This is a genomic window from Neokomagataea anthophila (assembly GCF_018122595.1).
Classification (GTDB): domain Bacteria; phylum Pseudomonadota; class Alphaproteobacteria; order Acetobacterales; family Acetobacteraceae; genus Gluconobacter; species Gluconobacter anthophilus.
Genome location: NZ_JAGRQH010000003.1, coordinates 23,173 through 48,071 on the forward strand (window position 1 = coordinate 23,173; position 24,899 = coordinate 48,071).

The following is a 24,899-nucleotide window of genomic DNA, read 5'->3' on the forward strand; positions in this document are numbered from 1 at the left end:
TCGTTACCGGTTTTGAGGGTCAGGCTGCCCCATGCAGCCTTACTGTGCTCCGTTATCGGCTCTGGAGCGAATTGGCAAGCAATAGCACCATGTTCACGCTGTGAAACGCAGAATGAAGGGCTGATAAGGAGCATCTGGGTGAAGAAATTAATGGGTGCCAGCGAAGGCGGCAGTGACGATGGTAAGAATGCCGCACAGAGCCATGATTGCTGTTCGGCGCCGCAGGGTTGCAAACATTTCAGGAGATGGGCGTAAAGCGCGGCGGGCGCGGCGGAAAGGGCCTTGAACGGTTGTGACGAAAATAATCGCCATGATGAGTGCCAAGCCTTGCATGATGTTGATGGCCATTGGGACCGCGCCGAAGCCGCCATCATGGAAAATCATAGCCCAACCACTAATGAGTGTTGCGCCCATAACATGCCATAAGCCACGGAAAAAACGAGCGTAGCTTTGTAGAAGTACTGTTGCTCGGGGGGTGGGGTCGAGCAGATTGACGGTGCTGCGCGTAACGAGTGTGGTATAAAGAGAGCCGCCAACCCAGTAAGCAATGCCTAAAAGATGAACGGCGAGTACGAGGCTCCAAATAATATAGGCGCTCATGAATTGCTCCAGTACGACGGCGATTTTCGCATGTTTTTTGTATTTTGGATGGGTTGTACCGGGAGAGGCCGTTGAATGCCAGAGGCAACCGCTCGTGTCATGAGCCTTTAAAATGTGAGTGTGTTGTTTGGGGTAGCCTTTTGATGAAAGGAAGCGGCATGGCGTTGCACCCGTTGGCATTGTTAGATCCTGCTGAGAGCCGCCTTATGGACGAAGTGGCTGATCAGAACGGTACATTAGCCGATGCCATGGAGCGGGCCGGTTGGGCTGTGGCGATGGCGATTCGAACGCGCAGTAAGCCTTGCCGCGTTGTTGTGGTGTGTGGTGCGGGGAATAATGGCGGAGATGGGTATGTTGCTGCGCGTTGGCTAGCTTTATGGGGCTGGTCTGTTTCTGTTTTGGCCATATGGCCTCCGCGTGAAGGGAGTTTGGCGGAGAAGGCTGCGCAGGCGTGGTGTGGGCCAATATATGTCGAGGATGAAGGGCGTGTTGTTGCGGCGGATTTGGTTGTCGACGCTGTGCTGGGAGCGGGGTTATCACGCCTTGTAGCACCGGAAATTTTGGAATTATTGCACTCGGCGCGTCGTGTCGTGGCGATTGACGTGCCGAGTGGTGTGTGTGGTGCGACGGGACGTCTCTTGGGAGCTGTGCGGGCTGTAGATTTTTCGGTGTGTTTTGTACGGCCGCGTCCGGCGCATTTTTTGCAGCCCTCTGCGTCTTTCTGCGGGGAAGTTGTGTGTGCAGATATCGGCATGACTTCTGTATGCGAGGATGCCGTGCGCAGTCAGGTCTTTCTGAATGAGCCGGGGTTGTGGTTTTTGCCGCGTGCCGGGAGTGGTGATCACAAATATCGTCGTGGTGTCGTGAGTATTTGCGGTGGCTTGCATATGACTGGCGCTACACGCTTATCCGCTCAAGCGGCGCGTTCTGCTGGGGCAGGGCTGGTACGTATTCTTGGTGGTGATCTGGCTGTTTATAGAAATGGGGAGCCGGGCCTTATTGTCGATGCATGTTCTTTAGGTGAAGCGTTGGTCGATCAGCGGCGACGTGTGTGGTTGTGTGGTGTCGGTCTTTGTGAGGATGAAGTATCGACGACTTTGCCCGTATTGCTGCGTGCGGGTCGCAGTGTTGTGGCAGATGCTGGCGCCTTTGGTGAAGGAGCGAATCGTTTGAACGATTTGCGAGGCGTTACGGTCATTACGCCGCATGAAGGTGAATTTAAGCGGTTGTTTGGCAATCTTCTTGAAAAAACGCGGATTGTTGCTGTGAGGGAGGCGGCCCAGAATCTAGGTGCGATTGTTGTGTTGAAGGGAAGCGATACGTTGATTGCGGCCCCTGATGGGCGGGTAGCGATTAATGCTCATGCCTCCCCAGCACTGGCGACGGCCGGGTCTGGTGATACGTTGAGTGGTATTATTGCGGCTTTACTGGCGGCAGGGATGGATGCGTGGGAAGCGAGCTGTGCTGCGGTGTGGATGCATGGTGAGGCGGGCAAAAAGGCTGGTGATGCCTATGGTAGGTGGCCTGTTGTTGAAGTGTTGGCGGGGTACTTAGGTGGTGCCCGTGCAGAGGCAGAAAAACGACAGAATGCAATCAATTGTAAAAACTTTCCCTTTGCCCGGTTGTGAAAAAAAGAAAGATGCGCTAAATCCGGCGCTTCACAGGGTTCTCTTCAGGACGAACCCTTGAAAAACGGTTGTATGCGCGGGCGTGGTGAAATTGGTAGACACGCCAGATTTAGGTTCTGGTGGCGAAAGCTGTGGGGGTTCAAGTCCCTCCGCCCGCACCAACCCGTTTTTCCCTAACTCATTTATACCCGACCTGAGAGGATCGCCTGGCTCATGCAGGTTACGCCTACGCTTAACGAAGGACTTAAGCGCGCCTTCACCGTCGTTGTTCCGTCTGCTGATCTGCAGGCTGACCGGAAAGCTCGTTTGGCTGAAGTTGCTAAGACAGTTAGCCTGCCGGGTTTCCGTCCGGGTAAGGTTCCTGTTTCATTGGTTAAGCAGCGTTATGGCGCTTCCGTGAATGCTGAACTGCTCGAAAAAGCTGTAAACGACGCAACTGGTCGCGTGATGCAAGAGCAGAACATTCGCCCGGCTACGCAGCCGAAGGTGGATCTGGTATCTGCGCCGGACAGCGAAGGTGACCTTGAGTTCAAGGTTGAAGTTGAAATTCTGCCGGAAATTACGGTTCCAGACTTGGCGGGTCTTAAGCTGACGCGTCTGACCGCTAAGGTTGACGAGTCTGTTGTTGATAAGGCTCTGGGTGAGTTGGCACGTCGTAGCCGCACCTTTGAGACGATCGAAGAAGATCGTGCTGCCGTGAAGGGTGACGTTGTTAACGTTGACTTCGTCGGTAAGGTCAATGGTGAAGCATTTGACGGCGGTACCGCTCAAGATGTGAATGTTGAGATCGGTGGCGAAGGCTTTATTCCCGGTTTCGCTGAGCAAATCGAAGGTCTGAAAGTCGGCGAAGAAAAAGTCATTACGGTGACATTCCCGGAAGATTATCAGGCTGCTGAGCTGGCTGGTAAAGAAGCAACCTTTGACATCAAGGCAAATGCCCTGAAGAAGGCGATTGATCCGGCGATTGATGACGAACTGGCAAAGACGGTTGGTCTCGAAAGCATTGATCAAGCACGTAAGATTGTAACGGAACAGGCTGAGGGTGAGTACATCCAGTTGTCTCGTTTGCGTATCAAGCGTGAGCTGCTCGATATTCTGGCTGAAAAGACAGACTTCGATGCGCCAGAAAGCATGGTTGACGCTGAGTTCGGTCAGATTTGGGCGCGTGTTGAGCAAGACCGCCAAGCTGGCAACATGGACGAAGAAGATGCCGGTAAGGACGAAGAAACACTTCGTGCAGATTACCGCCGCATTGCAGAACGTCGCGTGAAGCTGGGTCTTCTTTTGGCTGAAATCGGTCGTAAGCAGGACATTCAGGTAAGCCGTGAAGAGCTTATCGGCGCGATGCAGCAAGAAGCTCAGCGTTACCCAGGTCAAGAAAAGGCTGTCTTCGAGTTCTTCTCCAAGAACCCGCAAGCTGTTGAAGGCCTGCGTGGCCCGATCTTGGAAAACAAGGTTGTTGACTACTTGATCGAGCTGTCTGACGTCACAGAAAAAGAAGTGACGCCGGAAGAGCTTTCAGAGATCCCAGCTGCTGATCTTTGATTGATTAGACCTTGTGAGGCGAAGAAAAGTACATTCTTCGCCTCATATGGCATGTTTGTGTGATTTTCCTGCGTCGAGCCCTTTGACGGCGCAACGTTGTGGGGCCATGTTAGGAAGCTGATAGCCCGAGGGCAACGAGGAAGAGACAGCATGGCCATTGGGAACCACGATCCCGTCGAGGTGTTCGGTAACGCGCTTGTACCTATGGTGGTCGAGCAGACTGCACGCGGTGAGCGAGCCTTCGATATTTACTCCCGACTGCTTCAGGAACGTATTATTTTCCTGACGGGACCTGTTTATGATCAAGTGGCATCACTGATCAGTGCGCAGCTCTTGTATCTTGAGAGCGTGAATCCGACGAAAGAAATTTCCTTTTACATCAACAGCCCCGGTGGCGTTGTTTCGGCTGGTCTCGCGATTTACGATACCATGCAGTACATCCGTTGCCCGGTCAGTACGGTGTGCATCGGTCAGGCGGCCTCTATGGGGTCTTTGTTGTTGGCTGGTGGTGAAAAGGGACGTCGTTACTGCCTCCCAAATGCACGCGTCATGGTGCATCAGCCATCTGGTGGGGCGCAGGGGCAGGCTTCTGATATTGAAATTCAGGCGCGTGAGATTCTTGTAATCCGTCAGCGTCTTAACGAAATCTATCGCGAACATACCGGGCAGACGCTTGAGGATATCGAGCAAAAGCTGGAGCGTGATAGTTACTTATCAGCAGAAGAAGCGCAAGCTTTTGGTCTGGTTGATGAGGTGGTGCGCCGTCATCCGAGTGCGGGTGATGCGGTTTGAGCGCAGGCGTTGTCGGCAGTAGAATGCTGAGTGTGCATTGAAACGGTAAAGCGGCATCGTCTTATGCCGCTTTTCGTGTCTCTAGGGCTTGGGCTTCGGTCTTGCCGAGGTGGGAAAGCTTAGCTTAAAGTTAAAGGCTTGCGCGAAGCAGGTGTCAGTAAGATTGTCTCGTGAGCGTGCGTAAGCGGAGAGAGGAACAGAGATGAGCAACAAGTCGGACGAGTCCAAAAATACATTATATTGCTCGTTCTGTGGCAAATCTCAGCATGAAGTTCGGAAGCTGATCGCAGGGCCGACCGTATTCATCTGTGATGAGTGCGTTGAATTGTGCATGGATATCATCCGAGAAGAGCACAAAACGCACTTGGTTAAGTCCAATGATGGTGTGCCAACGCCGAAAGAGATTTGTAAGGTTCTGGATGATTATGTCATCGGGCAGGTAGAGGCCAAGCGTGCTCTCTCCGTTGCGGTGCATAACCACTACAAGCGCTTGGCACACGCTCAGAAGAGCAATGATGTTGAAATCGCGAAATCTAACATTCTGCTCATTGGGCCGACGGGGTCTGGTAAGACGCTGTTAGCGCAGACGTTGGCACGCATTTTGGACGTGCCATTTACAATGGCCGATGCGACGACCCTCACAGAAGCAGGTTATGTTGGTGAGGATGTTGAAAACATTATTCTGAAGCTGCTTCAGGCATCGGATTACAATGTTGAGCGTGCGCAGCGTGGCATCGTGTATATTGATGAAATTGATAAGATTTCACGCAAGTCTGAAAACCCTTCCATCACACGAGATGTGTCCGGTGAAGGTGTGCAGCAGGCGCTGCTGAAGCTGATGGAAGGCACGGTTGCGTCAGTGCCTCCGCAGGGCGGCCGCAAGCATCCGCAGCAAGAATTCTTGCAGGTTGATACGACAAACATGTTGTTCATCTGTGGTGGTGCGTTTGCTGGTTTGGACAAGATTATTGCAGCGCGCGGTAAGGGCTCAGCGATTGGCTTTGGAGCGGATGTACGTTCTGACGATGAGCGTCGCTTGGGTGCGATTCTGCAGAGTGTTGAGCCGGAAGACCTGCTGAAGTTTGGTTTGATCCCTGAGTTTATTGGACGTCTTCCTGTTATTGCAGCGCTGAATGACTTGGATGAAGATGCTTTGGTGCAGATTCTATCTCAGCCGAAAAATGCGCTTGTGAAACAATATGGCCGTCTTTTTGACATGGAAGGCGTTAAACTGACCTTCACGGACGATGCTCTGAAAGCAATTGCTAACCGCGCAATTGAACGGAAAACGGGTGCTCGTGGTTTGCGTTCTATTATGGAAAGCATGCTGATGGAGACGATGTTTGATCTTCCAGGGCTGGAGAGCGTGGAAGAGGTGGTCATTAATCGAGATGTCGCTGAGAAAAAGGCAAGTCCGGTTTATGTCCATGGTGAAGGGAAGGCAGAGCCAGCGGAGCAGTCCGCTTAACCATTTGGTTATTTCTGCTTTCTTTGCTTGTGGCTGGCCTATTCAGGCCCAATATTAACTGCGGTTGGCGCGCGCATCGTGAGGTGCGCGCCAGAGTTCACGGAGGTTGCGCTGCTGGGCAGGCGACGCCGTGGGATCGTCCGAATTGGAGATCGACAGAATGACTGATGATACGACCCCTAAGCCAAAACGCCGCCGTGCTGCTAAAGCAACGGAGACAGCCAAGGCTGATAGTGTAAAGAAAAAGAGCGCGCCGCGCACGCGTAAGGCAAGCTCTAAAAAAGAAGCAGCCGAGCCAACGGTCCGTGTGATGCCGGTTCTGCCGCTGCGGAATATTGTCGTATTTCCGCATATGATTGTACCGCTCTTTGTAGGGCGTGAAAAATCCGTCAAATCTCTTGAGACTGTGACGCAGGATAGCAAGCAGATCTTGTTGGTGGCACAAAAAGATGTGTCGCTCGATGATCCGGCTGTGGATGATATTTATCGTTGCGGCACAGTTTCAACGATTTTGCAGCTTTTGAAGCTTCCTGATGGTACGGTGAAGGTGCTGGTCGAGGGCGAGCGTCGTGTTCGTATTAAGCGTCTTTTTGACGTTGATGGGCATTTCGAAGCCGAGATCGAAGAATTCCCAGAAGAAGCGGTTGATGCGACGCCAGGCAGTGAGCTTGAAGCTCTGGGTCGTTCAGCGGTGTCTCATTTCGAGCAGTATATTAAGCTGAATAAAAAGATTCCGTCAGAAGTGATGGTGTCAATTAATCAGATTGATGATCTGTCGAAGCTTGCAGATACTATTGCAGGCCATTTGAATCTGAAAATTGCTGAGAAGCAAGAAATCCTCGAAACGTCTTCTGCAGCGCAACGCTTGGAACAAGTGTTCACGCATATTGAGACGGAGATTGGGGTTCTTCAGGTCGAGAAGCGTATTCGGAACCGCGTGAAGCGTCAGATGGAAAAGACGCAGCGTGAGTATTATCTGAATGAACAGTTGAAGGCGATTCAGAAGGAATTGGGCGAGGGCGAGGACGGCAAAGACGAACTCGCTGAGCTTGAAGAAAAAATTGCCAAGACACGTCTCTCTAAAGAAGCGCGCGAAAAAGCTCTGGGTGAGCTGAAAAAACTGCGTGGCATGAGCCCGATGTCTGCGGAAGGTACGGTGGTTCGGAATTATCTGGACTGGTTGCTGAGTATTCCGTGGAAGAAGCGCTCAAAAATTCTGCGTGATTTGAAGCGTGCTGAAGAGACGCTTGAAGCGGAACATTACGGCTTAGAGAAGGTCAAGGAGCGTATTCTTGAATATCTGGCCGTTCAGACGCGTTCTCAGAAGGTTAAAGGGCCGATTCTGTGTCTCGTAGGGCCGCCAGGTGTTGGTAAAACATCTCTGGCACGTTCTATCGCTAAGGCGACGGGGCGGACTTATGTACGTATGTCTTTAGGTGGTGTGCGTGACGAATCTGAGATTCGTGGTCATCGCCGGACGTATATCGGCTCTATGCCGGGTAAGGTCGTGCAGGGCATGAAGAAGGCGAAGAGCTCTAATCCGCTCTTCTTGCTGGATGAGATTGATAAGCTTGGGTCTGACTGGCGTGGCGATCCGTCTTCTGCGTTGTTGGAAGTGTTGGATCCAGAGCAAAATGACACGTTTGGCGATCACTATTTGGAGGTCGATTACGATCTGTCCGATGTGATGTTTGTGACGACGGCGAATAGCTTGAACATGCCGCAGCCTTTGTTGGACCGTATGGAGATCATTTCTCTGTCTGGTTATACGGAGGATGAGAAGCTGGCGATTGTTCGTCGTCATCTGCTGAACAAGCAAGCGGAAGCGCATAATCTGAAGCCGCATGAATGGTCGGTGACGGATGATGCGATTCGTGAGCTGATCCGCTCTTACACGCGTGAAGCCGGTGTTCGTAATCTAGAAAGAGCGATTGCGAAGCTGGCACGTAAGGTTGTGAAGGAAATTATTTCGACGGGTGTGACCTCTGTGGCGATCACGGCGGAAAACCTAGAGAAATATGCGGGTGTTCGCCGTTACCGTCATGGTGAGACGGAAGGTGAGGATATGGTTGGTGTTGTCACCGGGCTTGCGTGGACGCAGGTTGGCGGTGAAATTCTGACCATTGAAAGTGTGAGTTCACCCGGAAAAGGCCAGATTAAGCATACGGGTAAGCTGGGCGATGTGATGCAAGAGAGCATTGCAGCTGCGCTGTCCTTTGTGCGTTCTCGTGCAGAGAGCTTTGGTATTTCGGCAGATGCTTTTGCAAAGAAAGATTTGCATGTGCATTTGCCTGAAGGGGCAACGCCAAAAGATGGGCCGTCTGCGGGTATTGCGCTTGTGACGTCATTGGTCAGTGTGTTGACGGATATTCCGATCCGACATGACGTGGCGATGACGGGTGAGGTGACGCTGCGTGGGCGTGTGCTTGAGATTGGCGGGCTGAAAGAAAAGCTGCTTGCTGCTGTGCGTGCGGGGATCAAGACTGTGCTGATTCCCAAGGATAATGAAAAAGATCTGGTCGAAGTGCCGGAGAATGTGCGCCATGCTTTGGAGATCATTCCAGTGGCGCATGTGGGTGATGTTTTGAAGATTGCTTTGTCACGCGAGCCTGAACCGTTGGTTCCAAGCGATAAAAATGCGCTTGAAAGCAGAATTGTAGAGGATAATTCAGGAACATCGTCGCTTGCGCATTGACGCTGGCAATCTTCTGTTCTTCTTAGAGTTGACGCGGCCGGAAAGCGCTTCAATAGTGCGGCCACGAACAAAATTAGCTTCTGCCGTCTAGGGCTTTTGGTCTAGGACGGCAGAACTCAACACCAGAAAGGCACACCATGGAGAAGCCCCTTAACAAGCAAGAACTGATTGCTGCTGTTGCTGATGCCGCTGAGCTTCCCAAAGCTAAGGCGAGCGAAGTCGTTGACGCAGTGTTCGGTACGATTGAAAACGCACTTTCCAACAAGCAGGAAGTTCGTTTGGTCGGTTTTGGTAGCTTTGTGACTGCGACGCGTAAGGCTGCTAAGGGCCGTAACCCGCGCACGGGCGAAGAGATCGATATTCCGGCATCTACCTCTGTCCGTTTCAAGCCTGGTAAGGGCCTGAAGGATGCGGTGAGCTAATTTTTTTCAAAAAAGTTTAGTTTCCGGGTTGGCAAGTGCCAGCCCGGGTGCTAAACACCCTCTCACTGCTTCAGGGCATGGAAACTTTGAGGGCGATTAGCTCAGCGGTAGAGCGTCTCGTTTACACCGAGAGGGTCGGCGGTTCAATCCCGTCATCGCCCACCATTTTCTTAAAGTTACCATGTTATGAGCTGGACATTTGAAATCCATGAAGAGCTGAGCTCTACATCGGATTTGTGCAAGGCTTACGCCGAAAAGAAATCCCTTAACAATATAGCAGTTCAGGCTCTTCGCCAAACGCAAGGGCGAGGGACACGTGGCCGCCATTGGGATGATCCGGGCGGAAATGTTGCGATTTCTTTTTTATTGCGTCCAAAGAATTTTTCAGAATTTTTGACGGCTGTTCCATTTTTAACGGCTGTGGCTGTGCACGATGCTATTTCAGCATTATGTGGCACGCTGTTGGCTCCAGCGGCCCTTCAGTTGAAGTGGCCTAATGACGTATTGCTGCAGCAGCGTAAAGTTTCCGGCATATTAATCGAAACAAGTGGTCCACAAGAGGGATGTGATGACGCTTGGGTCGTAATCGGGGTTGGGGTGAATGTGCGTTCTGCTCCAGTTATTCCGGGTCGTGTCTTGGCAGCTTTGTCGGAATTGGGGGCGGTGTTTGATCCGTGCGTGTTAGGGCGGCATATCGGGGCGTGTTTAGAGGCGCAATATGCGGCTTGGGAGCAGGGTGGTTTTGCTCTTATTCGGGATGCTTGGCTGAAACTTGCTCACCCGGTTGGCCACCGACTTGCAGTTCGGCGCGGTGAAAACTATATTGAGGGTGAATTCTCTGGCCTCGATATGATGGGCCGCTTGTTATTGACCCGTTCGAACGGTGAAACCATTCCGGTGGTGACCGGCGAAATCTTGCTGGGCTGAAGGGCCGGACTGCATAGTGCTTCTCGTCATTGATTCTGGCAATACAAACGTCGTGTTCGCCTTGCATGATGGTGATCAATGGTGTGGGCAATGGCGCATTTCTGCGAATGATAGCCGAACAGCGGATGAGTATGCTGTTTGGTTTTATGGTCTTTTAGAGCGTGTTGGGCTGGATGCTGCAGATGTTGCGCGTGCGATAATTGGCACGGTTGTTCCTGCGGCATTGTATGATCTCCGACGTTTTTGCCGTAAGTGGTTGAAAGTAGAACCCTTGGTTGCGCATTCGCGTTTAAACTGGGGAATCGAAGTGTTGGTTGATAACCCCGATGAATTAGGGGCGGACCGACGCTTGAACGGATTGGCTGCTAAGCATTTTTTTGGCGGCCCTGCTGTGGTTGTCGATTTCGGTACTGCGACGACTTTTGATGTGATTAATGCTCAAGGACAGTATTGCGGCGGTGCCATTGCGCCGGGTGTAAATTTGTCGAGTGAAGCACTACACCGGGCTGCGGCACGGTTGCCTCGTATGAGCATTGGGCGGCCTATTGCAGTTATTGGGCGCAATACCAGCATTGCGATGCGCTCGGGTCTGTTCTGGGGGTATGTGGGGCTTGTCGAAGGTATTATTCGACGCATTGCCGATGAAATGGATGCGCGCCCTAAAGTGGTGGCGACGGGCGGTTTAGCGCCGCTTTTTTCTGAAGGTACAGATCTTTTTGACGTGATGGCACCAGATTTGACGCTGGATGGTCTCCGTCTGTTGGCAGACCGTAATGCGGCTGTTGAACAAGAACATTCTTCCGGTCGCACAGAAAAGTGATCGGCCATGGATACACTCTCTCATTGATGACAAAAGTAAGGATTTATGATGACGGATATGCCTGACGGTTTGTCCTTCCTGCCCATGGGTGGGACGGGCGAGATTGGCATGAATTTCAATCTCTATCGTCTCACGAAAGATGGGCGCGAACATTGGTTGGCTATTGATTGCGGTATTGGGTTTTCGGGCAATGATACGCCGGAAGCTGAAGTGCTTATGCCGGATCCATCTTTCATTGCGGAGCGTAGAAGAGATCTGCATGGGTTGGTGATTACGCATGCGCATGAAGACCACTTGGGTGCTGTGGCACATTTGTGGCCGTATTTGCAGTGCCCGGTTTACGTGACGCCTTTTGCCGCGGCTGTATTGCGCCGTAAATTGTATGAAGCTGGTCTTTTAAACCAAGTGCCGGTCAATATTATTCTGCCTGCGTCTCGTTTTGATGTTGGACCGTTTGACCTGCAATTTGTGCCGGTGACCCATTCTGTTGCTGAGGCACAGGCAATTGCGCTGCGCACGCCGCATGGTTTGATCGTGCATACGGGTGACTGGAAGTTGGATGAAAATCCGCTAGTCGGCCCTAAAACAGATCTTGAGACCTTTGAACGCCTTGGCAAAGAAGGTGTTCTGGCCATGGTGGGCGACAGCACCAACGTCATGAAGGAAGGTCGCTCTGAGTCCGAAGCAGATGTGCGCATTGGACTGACGGAACTCGTGGCCGGTTTGAGCGGACGTATTGCGGTGACGTGCTTTGCCAGTAACGTTGCCCGTGTTGAGAGCATTGCGAAGGCAGCACGTGCTTCTGGCCGCGAAGTGATGATTGTTGGTCGTTCGCTGCGTAATCTTGAAACGGCTGCGCGTGAATGTGGTTATTTCTCTGATCTGCCACCGTTCCTGACGGAGCAGGATGCTCGTGATATTGAAGATGATCGTTTGCTGATGATCATTACAGGCAGCCAAGGTGAGGCGCGTTCTGCTCTGTCGCGCATTGCTGGTGATACGCATCCAAATATTTCTTTGGGTGAGGGCGATACGGTTATTTACAGCTCCCGCGTTATTCCGGGGAATGAGCAAGCTGTGATGGGGGTGCAGGATAATCTGTCCCGTCGTGGCGTGCGTGTGCTGACGGACAAGGATGGGAAAGTGCATACCTCTGGTCATGCGACGGGCGGTGATGTGCGCGTTCTGTATGACTTGGTAAAGCCAAAATACAGCATCCCGACCCATGGTGAATGGCGTCATCTAACGGCGCATGCGGCTCTGGCACGTGAGGCTGGGGCTGAGCCAATTCTGTTGGAAGATGGTGATATTTTGAACCTGTCTCCAGGAGCGGTTGGAGTTGTGGATACAGCGCCAACGGGACGCTTGGCACTGGATGGCGGTCGTTTGCTGCCAATGACGGGTGGTGTTTTGGCTGCGCGTCGTAAGATGTTGTTCAATGGTATCGTTCTGGCCAGCTTCGCGGTGGATGATGAAGGTTACGTTATTGGTAACCCGAAGATCAGCGCACCGGGTCTGCTGGAGGTTGAAGATCCAGAAACGCTGCGTATCCGTGAAGAATTTGCTGATGCGATTGACGCTATTCCGGATGAACTGCGTGAAGATGATCTGATGTTCCGTGACGCTGCGCGTACAGCGTTGCGTCGGGCATTGGGACGTAAGTTGCAGAAGCGTCCGTTGGTTGATGTTCACCTGTTGCGTGTTTGAGGATAGTTAAAAATCATGCGTTTAAGTAAAGCATTTCAGCCAACGCTGAAGGAAGTTCCAGCGGAAGCGCAAATTGCGTCACATCGTCTGATGTTGCGGGCAGGTCTGATTCGTCAGACTGCCTCAGGCATTTATGCGTGGTTGCCAGCAGGGTTGCGTGTTCTGCGCCGTATTGAAGACATTGTGCGTGAAGAGCAGGATGCGATTGGGGCGCAGGAACTGCTGATGCCGACGTTGCAATCCGCTGAATTGTGGAAGCGCTCCGGCCGTTATGATGCGTATGGCCCGGAAATGCTGCGTATTCAGGACCGTCAGGGGCGTGATCTGCTCTACGGGCCGACCAATGAAGAAATGGTCACGGATATTTTTGGCGCGGCGATCAAGTCCTACAAGGATTTGCCAAAGGCGCTGTATCATATTCAGTGGAAGTTCCGTGATGAGGTGCGCCCACGTTTTGGTGTGATGCGTGGACGTGAGTTCTTGATGAAGGACGCGTACTCCTTCGACGTATCATATGAAGACGCTGTGGCCAGCTACCGTCGTATGATGCTGTCGTATCTGCGTATTTTCCAACGTCTGGGTGTGCGCGCAGTCCCAATGGTGGCAGATACGGGGCCGATCGGTGGTGATTTGAGCCATGAGTTCTTGGTTCTGGCACCAACTGGCGAAAGTGGTGTGTTCTTTGATGCCGCTTTGGAAGAGCAAGATTGGCTGAGCCGTCCGGTCGATTGTGATGACCATGCAAGCTTGGGAGAATTCTTCCAAACGGTGACGGGCCATTATGCTGCGACTGACGAAAAACATGATGAAGCCGCTTGGGCAGAAGTGCCGGAAGCGCGCCGTCGTGAAGGGCGCGGCATTGAAGTGGGGCATATCTTCTACTTCGGCACCAAGTACACGGCGTCTATGGGCGTTGAAGTCGTGGGGCCAGATGGGGCGAAGCTTGCGCCGCATATGGGGTCCTATGGTGTTGGTGTTTCGCGTTTGATGGGGGCTATTATTGAAGCCTCTCATGATGATGGCGGGATTATCTGGCCGGATTCTGTTGCACCATATCGTGCGGCGATCTTGAATTTGCGTCCGGGTGATGAGGCGTGTGACCGTCTTTGCGCTGAGATCTATGATCGTGAGCCAAACAACCTGATGTATGATGACCGTGATGAGCGGGCAGGTGTGAAGTTCAATGATGCGGACTTGATGGGGCATCCGTGGCAGGTCGTTGTTGGCCCGCGTGGTGCTAAGAATGGTCTGGTTGAATTGAAGCGTCGTGCTACCGGTGAACGGGTTGAGGTCACGGTGCAAGAGGCCCTAGAGCGTATCGGAATCGTCTGATGTTTGGCCGCTTTGAGCGTATGGTTGCGGGGCGTTATTTGCGTGCCCGCAAAGGTGAACGGTTTGCGTCCATTATTGCCATTTTCTCGTTAATCGGGATTGCGCTCGGAGTGGCTACGCTCATCATCGTGATGTCGGTGATGAATGGGTTTAAGTCAGATTTGATGGGGCGGATTTTGGGGCTGCATGGTGATTTGACCGTGTTTGGCTATGGCCGTTCCATTGATGATTACCCGAATGATGTTGCGGCGATCCGCCAAGTGCCGGGGGTACGGTCCGCTATTGCGATGACCCAAGGTACAGTTTTGGTGGAAGCCGGGCGTTATTCGACGGGTGCGCAACTTCAGGGGATTGCGCAGGATGATCTGCGGAATTGGAAAGCGTTAAGTAGCGGGGTTATTGCCGGTAGTCTTGATCGATTTACAGGCGATGATGCTGTTGCGATTGGGATTACGCTGGCGGAGCGTGCGGGCTTAACGGTTGGTTCGCCACTGACGCTGCTGTCAGCCGATGGGCAAGCGACGCCGTTTGGGACGATGCCACGGGCCAAAGTGTACCATGTGGCGGTCGTGTTCGATGCGAACTGGAACGACTACAACGCGAATGTTGTTCTGGCCCCGATTGGGGCGGCGCAGAAGTTTCAGATGCTGGGTAATGCGGCGTCTTTGATCCAAGTCTCGACCGATGACCCGACGCATGTGCAGCCTATTCGTCAAGCGATTGCGACGCGTTTGGATGATCCACGTTTGCGGGTGCTGGACTGGACGCAAAGCGCCAATGGTTTTTTGGATGCTGTGACGGTTGAGCAGAATGTGATGTTCCTCATTCTGACACTGATTATTCTGGTTGCCGCGTTCAATGTCATTTCATCGTTGATTATGATGGTGAAGGACAAGACGCGCGACATTGCGGTGCTGCGGACATTAGGGGCTAGTCGCGGCGCGATTATGCGAATTTTTCTGATGTGTGGTGCTTTTGTTGGTGTTGCGGGGACATTCGCAGGCTCTGTGCTTGGGATTGCGTTTGCGTTGAATATTGAGCGTATTCGGCAGGCGTTGCAGTCTTTGACAGGAACGAATTTATTCAACCCAGAAGTGTATTTTCTGGAGCGTTTGCCGGCCAAGCTTGTGTGGTCGCAGGTTATCGAAGTGATTGTTATGTCGTTAGTGCTGTCGCTGTTGGCGACGATTTATCCGGCATGGCGTGCTGCAAAAACAGACCCGATTGAGGCCTTGCGTCATGAATAATGCGGTTTTGCAGTTAAAGAACGTTGTCCGTCGTTTTCGGTCTGGTGATGAAACGTTAGAAATTTTGTCGGGTGCGGATTTTGCGCTCATGCCTGGTGAAATTGTGGCGCTGGTTGCGCCGAGCGGCACGGGGAAATCGACGCTGCTGCATTTGGCGGGGTTATTGGAAACGCCGACGGAAGGTGAAGTCTGCGTTGCAGGGCGTGTCATGGGCCGTAAAGAGGCGGCACGTACGGCGATGCGGCGTGATGAGATTGGGTTTGTCTATCAATTCCATCATCTGTTGGGTGAGTTTTCGGCCTTAGAAAATGTGATGTTGCCGCAGCTTGTTGCTGGGGTGTCTAAGGCTGATGCGAAGGCGCGGGCTGTGTCTTTGTTAGAGCGTTTTGGTCTTGGGCATCGTTTGCATGCCGCACCGGGGCGTATGTCTGGGGGGGAACAGCAGCGTACGGCGATTGCACGGGCTTTGGCTAATCACCCTAAAGTCATTTTGGCAGATGAACCGACGGGTAATCTTGATTCGGGGACGTCGGATCAGGTTTTTGCCGAGCTTTTGCGTGTGGTGCGTGAAGAAGGTTCAGCTGCTTTAATCGCGACGCATAATGCAGAACTGGCGGCACGTATGGACCGTACGGTGACGTTGCGTGGCGGTAAAATTGTTTCTTATGAAGGCTAGGTCGATAGGGACGAGCTTTGGTTCGTGGGGTGGCTTCTTTTTCTGAAGAAAAAGAAGCAAAAAGACTTTTGAAAATTTGGGGCTGGTGTGGGGCGTGGACGTCAAGCCTAAGCGTTTGCATTTTTGCGGGGCTTAAAAGCCGCTCGGCCCTTGTAGCGGGTCGGATGGTTTGGAACTGGGGGACATATAAAATGGAACCCCTTCGCTCGCCTAAAACCACCCAGAACCACTACGGATTAAGAGGTTTTAATTGCTAATTAAAACCTCTTTAAAGCGCTCTTTATCGAGCCTATCTCGCATCAATGAATACCTAACTTCGACGTGTTCAATGTTAAACTGCGAGAATATTTTTCTGACTTCCGGCGTATCATTCAAAGACAGCACGAAACGCCCTTTAATGGTTTGCAACAGCACAGCCATCTCTTCAAACTGATCCCGTGTGAACGACGCATTATAATAGTTTTCACAGCCATAATACGGAGGGTCCAGATAGAAGAGTGTCCCAGCGCTATCATACCGCTTAATCACATCTTGCCAGCGTAGACACTCAATGACGACACGCGATAGGCGTGCATGAACATCTTCCAACATGGGCGCTAATTTCGTGACGTCAAAACGAGCACTCGTTGTTTTAGACGTCCCAAATGTGGGCCTGACTGGCTGCCCGCCAAAGGCGGTACGTTGCAAATATAAGAACCTGCACGCACGCTCTAAATCCGTCAGAGTATCAGGCTGAGCGTTCCGCAGACGTTCAAAATCCGCCCGACTGGTGACCTGCCATCGCAACATATCCATCAGAGGAACATAATGCCGCTGCAAAACGCGAAAGAGATTTGAGACATCTCGGTTTAGGTCATTGATGACTTCGCATCGCGTCATCACTGGACGTCTAAAAAAGACGCCCCCCATTCCGACAAACGGCTCGACATATGCGTTATGATCAATGGCCTTCATGCGCTCCATAATGCGTTTAGCTAATAAACGCTTGCCTCCTACGTAGGGGGCGATCGGCGATACCGGTTCAACCGGCGTTAATGTTTCCTTCATTTTTTTGAACCATAGTGTGCTCTGCCACTGCAGTGGTGGGCGGAGCGAGTTTACTCGTGGGTGTTTGTGCACCCGGATCAGCTGGTGAGACAGCTTGATCCACCGCCTCATGAGCAGCGGTAGAATTCTGTTGTGGCGGATAGCCCGGTAACGGCTCGAAGGACGTCGGTTTGCGGCCTGATCGCATTTCCCATTCATGGACACTCAGGCGCGCGCCAATCGCGGCTGCATGATACTGGATCAGAACCGCCTCACGTTCGTATAATAAGCGCCAATTATCACGTGCCTCACGCATAGCCTCTGCAAGCCGTCCAGTTAAAACCTTCTCACGCTCCAGCATTAACTGTGTCTTTTGATTTTCGGCATTTTGCCCGTCAACAGCCGAACGCTGCGCCGTGACACGTGCTTGAACACGACTTCCAAACCAGCCGAAAATGCCGGTGACAATGGGCGTGATGACCTCAATCCATGACCGGACGGACGTCAGTATCTCCATCATGGCGCTCATTGATTAACGAGACCGTTGTTTTGGCTGTCCGTCCACTTCCCGGCATTTGCATGCCAGTAAACCTCAACACCGGATATCCCATTGAGACGACAATCTACACACCATACATGCGCCCCATCAACGATTTGCGGGCCATTCGTAGGGAGGCTAGCCAAGTCGTAAGATTGATCTGACGTAGAGCCGCCGCGAATTTGTAGAGGAGCCGTAATTGTTAGAAAATTAGCGTTACTGGGAGCGATACCATTTGTTTTGATATAGGATGCAGCAAGGCCTGATGCCGCCGTAAAAAAGTCCGTTGCCGTAATGCCTTTCCCAGATTTGCTGCCAATACCATCTGCCAGAACGTACGGCATGGTAGCACCTTGAGGCATGATCGCAGGCCCGCTAGGTGTAACGATCAACCCATAGACCGGGCTACGGTAAGAGCCGCCAGCACCTAGACCGATCCCAAAGCGATAACCTGCGGGGTCATACACTAACTGACCGCCCGCAATCGCATTTGTGTCGTTGCGTGGGTCTTGGTTGTAGTCGTATTTGTAAGCGAGATGAACGCTCGTCGTTGATGTGTCAGGCGTTACACTTCCTGTTGTGTCGACATCTCGGAACTGCACCAAACGAAGCGTTGATGTATCGCCGCCAGATGCACCTGAGCTTGAGAACTGCCACGCTTGAGACGTCCACTCATCACCGAGCGCTCGCGTTACAGCGTCAGGTTGGTAGATATTTGTCGCTTGTGTGCTGCTATTCGACATTGCCTGATAAGCAATCGATCCGGGTAGCAGACCCCACACACGCATACCAAGTGGTAGCGCCCCGCCACCTGCAACACCTACGCCATAGCTGTCACGTGTCAACTTGCCGCCACCGCCATTGTTTAGGGTGTATGTTACGCCGTGAATGGAGTTCATGTAGTCGCGCGGGTCCCAGTTCCAAAGATCATGCTCGTCATCACACTCATGCACGAGGCTGTTGATCGTGCCTGACGGATTGGCGCTATCGGTTCCGGGCTGGCGCGTCAGGGCGCATAATTCGTATTCCGGGAAGGCTTTGGTAAAGACGCCGAAGAATACGGCGGGTGCGCTGATGTTCGTGAATTGCGTGTCCAGCGTTCCTGCAGGACTGCCATCAAACGTATCACGCATAGGCACGAGACCCGTTTTTGTCCCAAAGCCAGCTTGCGTCTGCTGTGGAAGGTACCACGCCGTATCAATGTTGATGCCCGTGATGTTCCCGAAAGCATCTTGATTTACGGATGCGATGGTGCCGAAGAAAGTATTGAAGGCTTTGCGGAAATACGCATCAGACAACCACGGCTCATTCCAGTTATTTCCCGCAACGTGCGCCGCTGCGATCACATTTGTTGCAATGTTCATGCCTGGTCGAATTTGCCGCCCCCAATATGCCGGAAGCGCAGGAGAAAAATCCGCACCATCGGCACGGAACGTTACCGCATGACCGTTGCCGTCTGGATCGTTAATTGCGCTTGATGCGATGAAGAGCGGTGGTGTTGACCCTGTTTCTGTAGCGCGGGCTGCGGCATCGTCGTTCAGGTTGCCGCCGTTATAGTGTGGATCACTTGGTGGAAGGCCATTGCCGACCATCCCCGTCCAAGTACCAGCTGAGATACCGGTACCCTGCGCCATGGATTTTCCGTTCATGAAGACGCCATCAATAACGCCATCCATGCCCCCGGCATATGGTCGCCCATACGTGAAAATATGCCCCCATGACCCTGTCCGTTGTCCGCCAATTTGCAGCGTTCGGTCTAATTCGAAGTTCAAGCCCTGCATATCGCCAGGTAATTGTGGTGTGCGGCCGTAAATATCTTGCTTTGCGGCAATGCTGATGATCGGGGATGGCGGTTCAACGCCAGCACTTGATTTCCCCCCGACATACACGCCAGCAGTTGCGCCTACAGCCGTTACGGCTCCACTATTAACATCTGCCGTCACGCGCAGGTTCGCATCAAGGCCCGCCACACCATCCGATGTGTTGACTTGGGTTTGTTGCACCGCTCCGGCTGAATTTGCAGCGACAGAGGCGGCAGATTGCCCAGCAATCTGCGTCGTTCCATCAATATTCGCAAAATGCGCAATGCCATCTGGACGTACTGCCCATGTAGGGTTCACAGCGCTGGATGCAATGGCACCGCCACGCCCCATCACCGGAGCGGCATGCAGATAGGAAACACTAAGCCCCAAAAACCAAGACGCTATTAAAAGCCGTTTAAGCATCGTTTAAGCCTCCTGAATTGGGCCAGATCCGTTTTGATACAACTCGCCACTGCCCGTCGCAGGCGCATAGCCATTTGACGTATCGGGCAGCGGCGTAGGCACCGTTAAATTCCCAGCCGAAGACACGCCAAAGCGCGGCTTTCCACCCAGAATCAAGGCCCCATTGCTATCCAATACGGCCAATGAGATGCCGCCTAAAGATTGAGCCAGCGCGGCCGCAAACCCTGCAATCGGCACTTGCGATCCATCGCTCATCGTCAACACGAGTTGTGCAGTCTGCGGATTAAACGCGGCAGAGACGATGGTTGGCGCTGTATCCGGAGTAGCCCCATTTTGCACCGTGACGGCTGCTGGCGCCGCTGTATTTTGAATTGAGAGACTCACGTTACACTCCCATATGCGTCACCGACGCGCTCACCACGATGGAAAAGGTTTCTGAAAACTGGATCACTCCATCAGGGCGGACAAACTGCAGGTCACAGAAAAATCGCCCCAGTGGCCATGACTTGGTATCCGCCCAAACATTCACTATGCCCACCGCATTGGCTGGTTTGCGCGTGGAGAGTTGGGTAACCAAATTGCCTAAAGCATCACGGATTTGCGCGTTGATGGCATAATCCGACAGGTCAATGAGGGCACCGTCATTACCCGTAACCGTGCAGGACACTTGAAAGGTCTGACCAGCTTTAACCTGCACTGCGCTCATTACGCGTACTCCCAGACCAGAACACGCCCAGGGGCACCGTTACCGCCCGTAATCGTGCCCGTACCCACTGAGCCGCATCCACCACCACCGGCACCAAACCCCGTGGCTGGGTCATTCGTAGAATTATCATTGGAGGTGTTTACGTTCTGACCCCCACTGCCCATTTGTGATGCTGGACCAATGGGGCACATAGGCGCGCTCGGAGACTTGCCGTCCGCATTCGGAATTAAGAAGCCTGTATCCCCATTTTGCCCTTTCAGGGCAGCGGTGAACTGCAAACCTTGGGGAATGGGGTTTATGGGGAATACGTCCCCGCCAAAACCTTGCGACGTCCACACCGGTTTACCCGCAGCAACAGGCCCATTAACTGTGCCACCATAACCACCCTTGCAGGTTACGAATGAACCGAATGAGCTATCCGTGCCATTGCCACCATTCTGCCCGGGGAGGCCCGCGCCTGCTAACCCAGTCTGTACGGTCACATTGGACAGTGTAATCAGCGACAGATCAAAGTGTAAGCAGGCATATCCACCACACCCACCAGCCCCACCAACAGAGGCTGTGCCGCTTCCACTTTGATTTCCCGGCGCACCTCCGCCAGCCCCACCGGCTCCGATCACTTCGACAATACAGGATCGTGCGTCTGTTCCCGGCGTATAGGATTGGGCTGATTGGATATCGATAATGCGTAAAAGGCGGCCGATTTTCAGAGCGCTTATAGCCTGTTGGAACTGATTATTTAAAGCCTGCAAGGCGTTGGCATCAGTCTCGGCTACGGCGTTCGCTGCGATACTCGCACTGCGCTGCATCGCCTGCCATATCTGTGTTTCATCGGATGCGTTGGCTGTGAGACCGGCCGCTTGCTGAGCATAGATCAACGAGTTGAACAGCGCATTCATATCGACATCAGAGATAGTCGTCCCGCTAACGCCATTTTGACGGTCACGTGCGACAAACTGACGCCGCCCATTGATGACAATATTTCCCGGGGATGTCGTGTAGTCCATTAGCTCATCGCCTTTAAAACGGCATTCGTCACCATGACGGCTCCCCCACCGCAGGAGAGCAAGAGGTCACGCGCTGCCATCGGTGCCGCATCCAGCGCCGTCACTGCGACCGCACCATCATTCACAAAAAACTCAACGGAGTGCGCATCAACGATAGCGGTGACACTCACTCGCCCATTGGGCATGGCAAGCGGAAAATTGCGTTCTGCACTCCACGCCTGATCTGTCGTTGGTACGCTTCCTGATGAGCCACGATTTAAAAATCCGTAGCTTCCAGACGGGATTAAAGCCAATTGGGTGAAATTCTCACCAATGTCCCGCACAGACAGATACACACCACCAGCAGGCCACGCCCCATTGACCGGCTCAAGGTCAAAATCAAGGCGGAAAAAATCAACGCGATGCGTCCGAAAATCAAAGGGCGTAGCATCATTAATCACAGCCGAGGGGTACGATGTCTCGCGCAGATAGACGGTCCCCTGATTGTGTACCGGTGCATTCCGCACAATGGGATAACCGCCTGAACCGATCTCTAAGCGCAGCACACGCGGCAAGGTCTGCTGGCCGTTGAACCCCGGCTGTGCCAACGCATCAGCATAAGCCCAATTATTCATCCATGCGATCGCAATGGCCTGAACTTGTGGGTCGTTACTGGATGTGTCGTTGGTAATGGCACAGGCATAAAAATCGGGGCCATTATCCAACCACTGACCACCTGCAGCATCTGGTGTAAAGGTCGTACCGTCAAACTCGCCCACCCAATAATGGGTGCCTGTTGTGAAGCCTGCCTCATACCCATTACAGCCACAAAACATCACCCATTTATCTTGGGTCGTCGTGCCATCCATATTGTAGAGATGCAGCTTAATAAGCTGCGGGCATTCCAAGGTACCGAGTGCGCCTTGTATAAAACCACTCTGATACACCCATGATTTTAGATCCGTGCTCGCATAAATCCCCACTTTCCCAATTTCGGCCAGGACCATGTTCCAACGGCCTGTTGGAGCATGCCAAAACACTGAAGGGTCACGAAACACTGGGTCGGACATGCCCTTATTCGCATTCGGGTTTGTCTGGACAATCTGATCAAATGTGAAGCTCTCCCCACCATCATGGGACACCCATCGGGCAGTGCCTTGGCCGCCTAAAGGATTACACGGCATCGTACACAGTGCGATGACGGCACCGGCCCCCAAACCGGCTGTATTCTGTGTGTCCACCACCGTCGATCCCGTCCACGGATCGCCATATTCCGTTGTGTATTTGGGGATCGAAACACCAAGGTCCGTCCAAAAGACCAGATCGGGTGACACAAAATGACGCCATTCTGTACCATTTCCGTTTGGATAATCCTTGTTCCATAGACACCAAAAATGCCATTGTCCGCCCAACCACAGCGGACGTTGCGCATCATTGATACGCCCACCCGGGACCATCATATGCTGACGTGGCCATGCAATATCGCGCCCATTGATCTCGAAGGAGATACTCGTGTGGGGCTGGCGGTTGCTGTAAATGGCACGTTGTAAGCCAATGTTTTGCGCAGGCAGTTGTACCACCCACGTATAAACATCCTGCCCGTCCGTCACGACATCCCCCGCGACAGCCTCACCGCACACGGTTTGCTCTTGCTCGATAATCGCCAGATTGACGCCAAAATTCTGGCCCAGCTGCTGATAATACGACACGGACTGTCCGCCACGCGCGGTCCAACGGCCATACAAAAGTTGTTGCAGTTGCGCTGTGGCTAAAACCCCTTCATCACGCCCATACGGATCTGGACCGAGCAAATCGGCGTAATCATTGAGCAAGAGTTGACTGTTGAGTGGGCTGATCTCATTGCGCAGCGCTCCAATATCTGCCTCTAGCTGGGCACGCGGCATGGCCACGGCCATCAGATAACTGCCAATATTACTCTCAGGCACTGGCCATGCCTCACTCTTTGGCATGAGTGAGAGATATTCATCGCGGATTTGCTCAGCTGTGCGGGTCATGTCGTCCCCCACGTGATCGTACCGAGCACCGGCATCTGATTTGCGGCAAATTGCACATCACTGTTGGGCTGACTGATATCCGTCTGCACACCGGCCACTTGCACCACAGCGCTTTCCAACGCGGAGAGATACAGACGGCCACCAATGCCAACCGAGAGGCAGTAGGGTTGTAGCGCCGCCGTGACGGCTGAACGCAGCGCCTGCGTATCTGGGTTCAGCGTAATCGTCAGGTTCTGCGGCACAATCTCCGCTGCCATCACGGTCACACTGCCTTGCACAGGCCGAGCCGCATCAATGGCGCTTTGAATCTGTGCCACTTGTGCGGAGGACAACACCGCTCCCCCCGACGCCGCCACAAAAATGCCGACCGTACCGGGGCCATACCATCCGGGCTGGACCCCCACATACGCTGCGCCCGCCGCGCGTGCCCAACGCTGATAATCCGCCGTATTGCCTGCACCCGGTGGGTTACGCACGGATGCGATAATCCGTGAGCGCCAGCTCTCCACGGCTTCAATTTCAGCACCACCCGTGAAACCACTTTGATCCGCCACAACATTGGTGATGCCAAGGATCGGGGTCACAAAATTGAGCGTGGCATTAGGTGCTAAATTACCAATGGTGCCAGCCGTCACACAGGTCACAGCCACAGAGACACTGCTGCCCGCTGCTATAGAGATACCCGTATTCACGGCCCATTGCACGGTGCCGTCTGCCGTCACGAGGCTCCCCGCCAAGACCGTCACGGCTTGAGATGCTGTCACAACAATCGTACCTGTGGCGGCCGTCGCACCGAGGCGCGGCGTGTCCCACATTATCGCATGATCAGGCAGTAATCCGCTGCCGGGGGTCACCGTGGCCGTCGTCGGCATCAACTCCAGCAGTTGATCTCGTAACGCGAGATACACCTCGTAATCACTGAGCCCAGACAGCACGGCTAACGCGTTTTCCAGCGTAGCCGGTGCCGTTGCATCAAGCGTGACCACCGTGCCGTCCGTCGCTACAAAACTCTGTGCGGCCAACGCCGTCACAAAGCGCTGCGCCAAAGCTGATGGCGTTGGAATAGGCGCGCTCATAGGCTGGCCTCATAGGTCAACGCCATAGTGCCCTCGACAGAAATTTGCGTCATCAGCTGCCCTTGAGCACCCCATGCCGTAGCCGCATCAATCGTGACACCATGATAATCCGCAATGTCATTGACGGCATCCAAAACAGCGGCATTTACCGCTTGTCGCGTCTCCTCCGTGCGCTTCGCACGCGCAAAGAGCCAGAGCCTTGACCCTAAACGCTGATCGTCGGGCAACAACACGTCCCCAACATAGCCGCGCCGATCAAACACACCGGGCGTTACGCCATTCAGCTGTGCAGGGGTGATATCATCTGGCTCAGCACGGCGATCCGTTGATAATGCCACCAGCAACGGACTGGCCAATGTCATATCCAACGCAATCCGCCCCCGGCCATTACCAGTAGGGACGATTTTCAGGTCCGTCAGGCCCTGCGCATTAGGCGCGGCTGCAATGGTGGCGCGTGAAATCATGCCA

General features: G+C 53.2%; 22 protein-coding genes and 2 tRNA genes. 14 read left to right on the top strand and 10 right to left on the bottom strand.

The window, feature by feature from the left end; translation table 11 throughout:
* Positions 1-147 precede the first annotated feature (147 nt).
* A complete protein-coding gene (locus KB213_RS05290) occupies positions 148-600 on the bottom strand; it encodes a hypothetical protein (protein WP_211681021.1) in 453 nt (150 codons plus the stop codon).
* A 158-nt stretch (positions 601-758) separates the two neighbouring features.
* Here KB213_RS05290 and KB213_RS05295 point away from each other — a divergent pair, with 158 nt between their 5' ends.
* The 14 genes from KB213_RS05295 (at position 759) to KB213_RS05360 (ending at position 15,859) form a co-directional block, all read left to right on the top strand.
* Positions 759-2,228, top strand: a complete 1,470-nt coding sequence (locus KB213_RS05295; RefSeq protein WP_211681023.1) for an NAD(P)H-hydrate dehydratase — start codon at positions 759-761, stop codon at positions 2,226-2,228.
* A 76-nt stretch (positions 2,229-2,304) separates the two neighbouring features.
* Positions 2,305-2,389 (top strand) — tRNA-Leu (locus KB213_RS05300).
* Between the two features lie 52 nt (positions 2,390-2,441).
* On the top strand, positions 2,442-3,773 hold the full coding sequence (gene tig, locus KB213_RS05305; RefSeq protein WP_211681025.1) for a trigger factor: 1,332 nt from the start codon (positions 2,442-2,444) through the stop codon (positions 3,771-3,773).
* 150 nt (positions 3,774-3,923) lie between these two features.
* On the top strand, positions 3,924-4,565 hold the full coding sequence (locus KB213_RS05310) for an ATP-dependent Clp protease proteolytic subunit (protein WP_211681027.1): 642 nt from the start codon (positions 3,924-3,926) through the stop codon (positions 4,563-4,565).
* A 202-nt stretch (positions 4,566-4,767) separates the two neighbouring features.
* Positions 4,768-6,033 (top strand): ATP-dependent Clp protease ATP-binding subunit ClpX, encoded by a 1,266-nt coding sequence (gene clpX, locus KB213_RS05315; RefSeq protein ID WP_211681029.1) that lies wholly within the window; start codon positions 4,768-4,770, stop codon positions 6,031-6,033.
* A gap of 310 nt (positions 6,034-6,343) precedes the next feature.
* Positions 6,344-8,728 carry an endopeptidase La gene (gene lon, locus KB213_RS05320; protein ID WP_408903727.1) on the top strand — a complete coding sequence of 795 codons (2,385 nt, stop codon included), beginning with the start codon at positions 6,344-6,346 and terminating at the stop codon, positions 8,726-8,728.
* Between the two features lie 137 nt (positions 8,729-8,865).
* Entirely contained in the window at positions 8,866-9,150 is a 285-nt protein-coding gene (locus KB213_RS05325) for an HU family DNA-binding protein (protein WP_068172295.1), read from the top strand.
* Between the two features lie 90 nt (positions 9,151-9,240).
* Positions 9,241-9,315 (top strand) — tRNA-Val (locus tag KB213_RS05330).
* Positions 9,316-9,336: 21 nt separating this feature from the next.
* Positions 9,337-10,077: a biotin--[acetyl-CoA-carboxylase] ligase gene (locus KB213_RS05335; protein WP_211681033.1), complete on the top strand. Its 741-nt coding sequence runs from the start codon at positions 9,337-9,339 to the stop codon at positions 10,075-10,077.
* A 16-nt stretch (positions 10,078-10,093) separates the two neighbouring features.
* Positions 10,094-10,897, top strand: a complete 804-nt coding sequence (locus KB213_RS05340) for a type III pantothenate kinase (protein ID WP_211681035.1) — start codon at positions 10,094-10,096, stop codon at positions 10,895-10,897.
* A gap of 48 nt (positions 10,898-10,945) precedes the next feature.
* Positions 10,946-12,604: a ribonuclease J gene (locus KB213_RS05345; protein ID WP_211681648.1), complete on the top strand. Its 1,659-nt coding sequence runs from the start codon at positions 10,946-10,948 to the stop codon at positions 12,602-12,604.
* Between the two features lie 15 nt (positions 12,605-12,619).
* Positions 12,620-13,936 (top strand): proline--tRNA ligase, encoded by a 1,317-nt coding sequence (gene proS, locus KB213_RS05350; RefSeq protein WP_211681037.1) that lies wholly within the window; start codon positions 12,620-12,622, stop codon positions 13,934-13,936.
* A complete protein-coding gene (locus KB213_RS05355; RefSeq protein WP_211681039.1) occupies positions 13,936-15,183 on the top strand; it encodes a lipoprotein-releasing ABC transporter permease subunit in 1,248 nt (415 codons plus the stop codon). Before proS ends, KB213_RS05355 begins: the two co-directional genes overlap by 1 nt.
* Positions 15,176-15,859, top strand: a complete 684-nt coding sequence (locus KB213_RS05360; protein WP_068170715.1) for an ABC transporter ATP-binding protein — start codon at positions 15,176-15,178, stop codon at positions 15,857-15,859. Before KB213_RS05355 ends, KB213_RS05360 begins: the two co-directional genes overlap by 8 nt.
* A 246-nt stretch (positions 15,860-16,105) precedes the next feature.
* Here the strand turns inward: KB213_RS05360 and KB213_RS05365 are convergent, their stop codons facing one another.
* The 9 genes from KB213_RS05365 to KB213_RS05405 are packed head-to-tail and all read right to left on the bottom strand — an operon-like array spanning position 16,106 to position 24,895.
* The gene (locus KB213_RS05365; RefSeq protein ID WP_211681041.1) at positions 16,106-16,906 is read right to left on the bottom strand and encodes a DNA adenine methylase; all 801 of its coding nucleotides are present in this window, start codon (positions 16,904-16,906) and stop codon (positions 16,106-16,108) included.
* Positions 16,881-17,405, bottom strand: a complete 525-nt coding sequence (locus tag KB213_RS05370; protein WP_211681043.1) for a hypothetical protein — start codon at positions 17,403-17,405, stop codon at positions 16,881-16,883. The genes KB213_RS05365 and KB213_RS05370 overlap by 26 nt, the downstream gene beginning before the upstream one ends.
* Before the next feature lie 5 nt (positions 17,406-17,410).
* A complete protein-coding gene (locus tag KB213_RS05375; RefSeq protein WP_211681045.1) occupies positions 17,411-19,648 on the bottom strand; it encodes a hypothetical protein in 2,238 nt (745 codons plus the stop codon).
* A gap of 3 nt (positions 19,649-19,651) precedes the next feature.
* Positions 19,652-20,032, bottom strand: coding sequence for a hypothetical protein (locus KB213_RS05380; RefSeq protein ID WP_211681047.1), 381 nt, complete (start codon positions 20,030-20,032; stop codon positions 19,652-19,654).
* Between the two features lies 1 nt (position 20,033).
* Positions 20,034-20,354 (bottom strand): hypothetical protein, encoded by a 321-nt coding sequence (locus KB213_RS05385; protein ID WP_211681049.1) that lies wholly within the window; start codon positions 20,352-20,354, stop codon positions 20,034-20,036.
* The gene (locus KB213_RS05390) at positions 20,354-21,361 is read right to left on the bottom strand and encodes a glycine-rich domain-containing protein (protein WP_211681051.1); all 1,008 of its coding nucleotides are present in this window, start codon (positions 21,359-21,361) and stop codon (positions 20,354-20,356) included. Before KB213_RS05390 ends, KB213_RS05385 begins: the two co-directional genes overlap by 1 nt.
* Positions 21,361-23,355 (bottom strand): GH32 C-terminal domain-containing protein, encoded by a 1,995-nt coding sequence (locus tag KB213_RS05395; protein WP_211681053.1) that lies wholly within the window; start codon positions 23,353-23,355, stop codon positions 21,361-21,363. Before KB213_RS05395 ends, KB213_RS05390 begins: the two co-directional genes overlap by 1 nt.
* Positions 23,352-24,431, bottom strand: coding sequence for a baseplate J/gp47 family protein (locus KB213_RS05400; RefSeq protein ID WP_211681055.1), 1,080 nt, complete (start codon positions 24,429-24,431; stop codon positions 23,352-23,354). Before KB213_RS05400 ends, KB213_RS05395 begins: the two co-directional genes overlap by 4 nt.
* Positions 24,428-24,895 carry a phage GP46 family protein gene (locus KB213_RS05405; RefSeq protein ID WP_249110287.1) on the bottom strand — a complete coding sequence of 156 codons (468 nt, stop codon included), beginning with the start codon at positions 24,893-24,895 and terminating at the stop codon, positions 24,428-24,430. Before KB213_RS05405 ends, KB213_RS05400 begins: the two co-directional genes overlap by 4 nt.
* Between the last annotated feature and the right edge of the window lie 4 nt (positions 24,896-24,899).

What these genes read in the sequence shown, in the direction of transcription:
- KB213_RS05290 (WP_211681021.1), bottom strand. Translation starts at nt 600, where the DNA reads ATGAGCGCCTATATTATTTGGAGCCTCGTACTCGCCGTTCATCTTTTA.
- KB213_RS05295 (WP_211681023.1), top strand. Translation starts at nt 759, where the DNA reads ATGGCGTTGCACCCGTTGGCATTGTTAGATCCTGCTGAGAGCCGCCTT.
- tig (WP_211681025.1), top strand. Translation starts at nt 2,442, where the DNA reads ATGCAGGTTACGCCTACGCTTAACGAAGGACTTAAGCGCGCCTTCACC.
- KB213_RS05310 (WP_211681027.1), top strand. Translation starts at nt 3,924, where the DNA reads ATGGCCATTGGGAACCACGATCCCGTCGAGGTGTTCGGTAACGCGCTT.
- clpX (WP_211681029.1), top strand. Translation starts at nt 4,768, where the DNA reads ATGAGCAACAAGTCGGACGAGTCCAAAAATACATTATATTGCTCGTTC.
- lon (WP_408903727.1), top strand. Translation starts at nt 6,344, where the DNA reads ATGCCGGTTCTGCCGCTGCGGAATATTGTCGTATTTCCGCATATGATT.
- KB213_RS05325 (WP_068172295.1), top strand. Translation starts at nt 8,866, where the DNA reads ATGGAGAAGCCCCTTAACAAGCAAGAACTGATTGCTGCTGTTGCTGAT.
- KB213_RS05335 (WP_211681033.1), top strand. Translation starts at nt 9,337, where the DNA reads ATGAGCTGGACATTTGAAATCCATGAAGAGCTGAGCTCTACATCGGAT.
- KB213_RS05345 (WP_211681648.1), top strand. Translation starts at nt 10,946, where the DNA reads ATGACGGATATGCCTGACGGTTTGTCCTTCCTGCCCATGGGTGGGACG.
- proS (WP_211681037.1), top strand. Translation starts at nt 12,620, where the DNA reads ATGCGTTTAAGTAAAGCATTTCAGCCAACGCTGAAGGAAGTTCCAGCG.
- KB213_RS05355 (WP_211681039.1), top strand. Translation starts at nt 13,936, where the DNA reads ATGTTTGGCCGCTTTGAGCGTATGGTTGCGGGGCGTTATTTGCGTGCC.
- KB213_RS05360 (WP_068170715.1), top strand. Translation starts at nt 15,176, where the DNA reads ATGAATAATGCGGTTTTGCAGTTAAAGAACGTTGTCCGTCGTTTTCGG.
- KB213_RS05365 (WP_211681041.1), bottom strand. Translation starts at nt 16,906, where the DNA reads ATGAAGGAAACATTAACGCCGGTTGAACCGGTATCGCCGATCGCCCCC.
- KB213_RS05370 (WP_211681043.1), bottom strand. Translation starts at nt 17,405, where the DNA reads ATGATGGAGATACTGACGTCCGTCCGGTCATGGATTGAGGTCATCACG.
- KB213_RS05375 (WP_211681045.1), bottom strand. Translation starts at nt 19,648, where the DNA reads ATGCTTAAACGGCTTTTAATAGCGTCTTGGTTTTTGGGGCTTAGTGTT.
- KB213_RS05385 (WP_211681049.1), bottom strand. Translation starts at nt 20,354, where the DNA reads ATGAGCGCAGTGCAGGTTAAAGCTGGTCAGACCTTTCAAGTGTCCTGC.
- KB213_RS05390 (WP_211681051.1), bottom strand. Translation starts at nt 21,361, where the DNA reads ATGGACTACACGACATCCCCGGGAAATATTGTCATCAATGGGCGGCGT.
- KB213_RS05395 (WP_211681053.1), bottom strand. Translation starts at nt 23,355, where the DNA reads ATGACCCGCACAGCTGAGCAAATCCGCGATGAATATCTCTCACTCATG.
- KB213_RS05400 (WP_211681055.1), bottom strand. Translation starts at nt 24,431, where the DNA reads ATGAGCGCGCCTATTCCAACGCCATCAGCTTTGGCGCAGCGCTTTGTG.
- KB213_RS05405 (WP_249110287.1), bottom strand. Translation starts at nt 24,895, where the DNA reads ATGATTTCACGCGCCACCATTGCAGCCGCGCCTAATGCGCAGGGCCTG.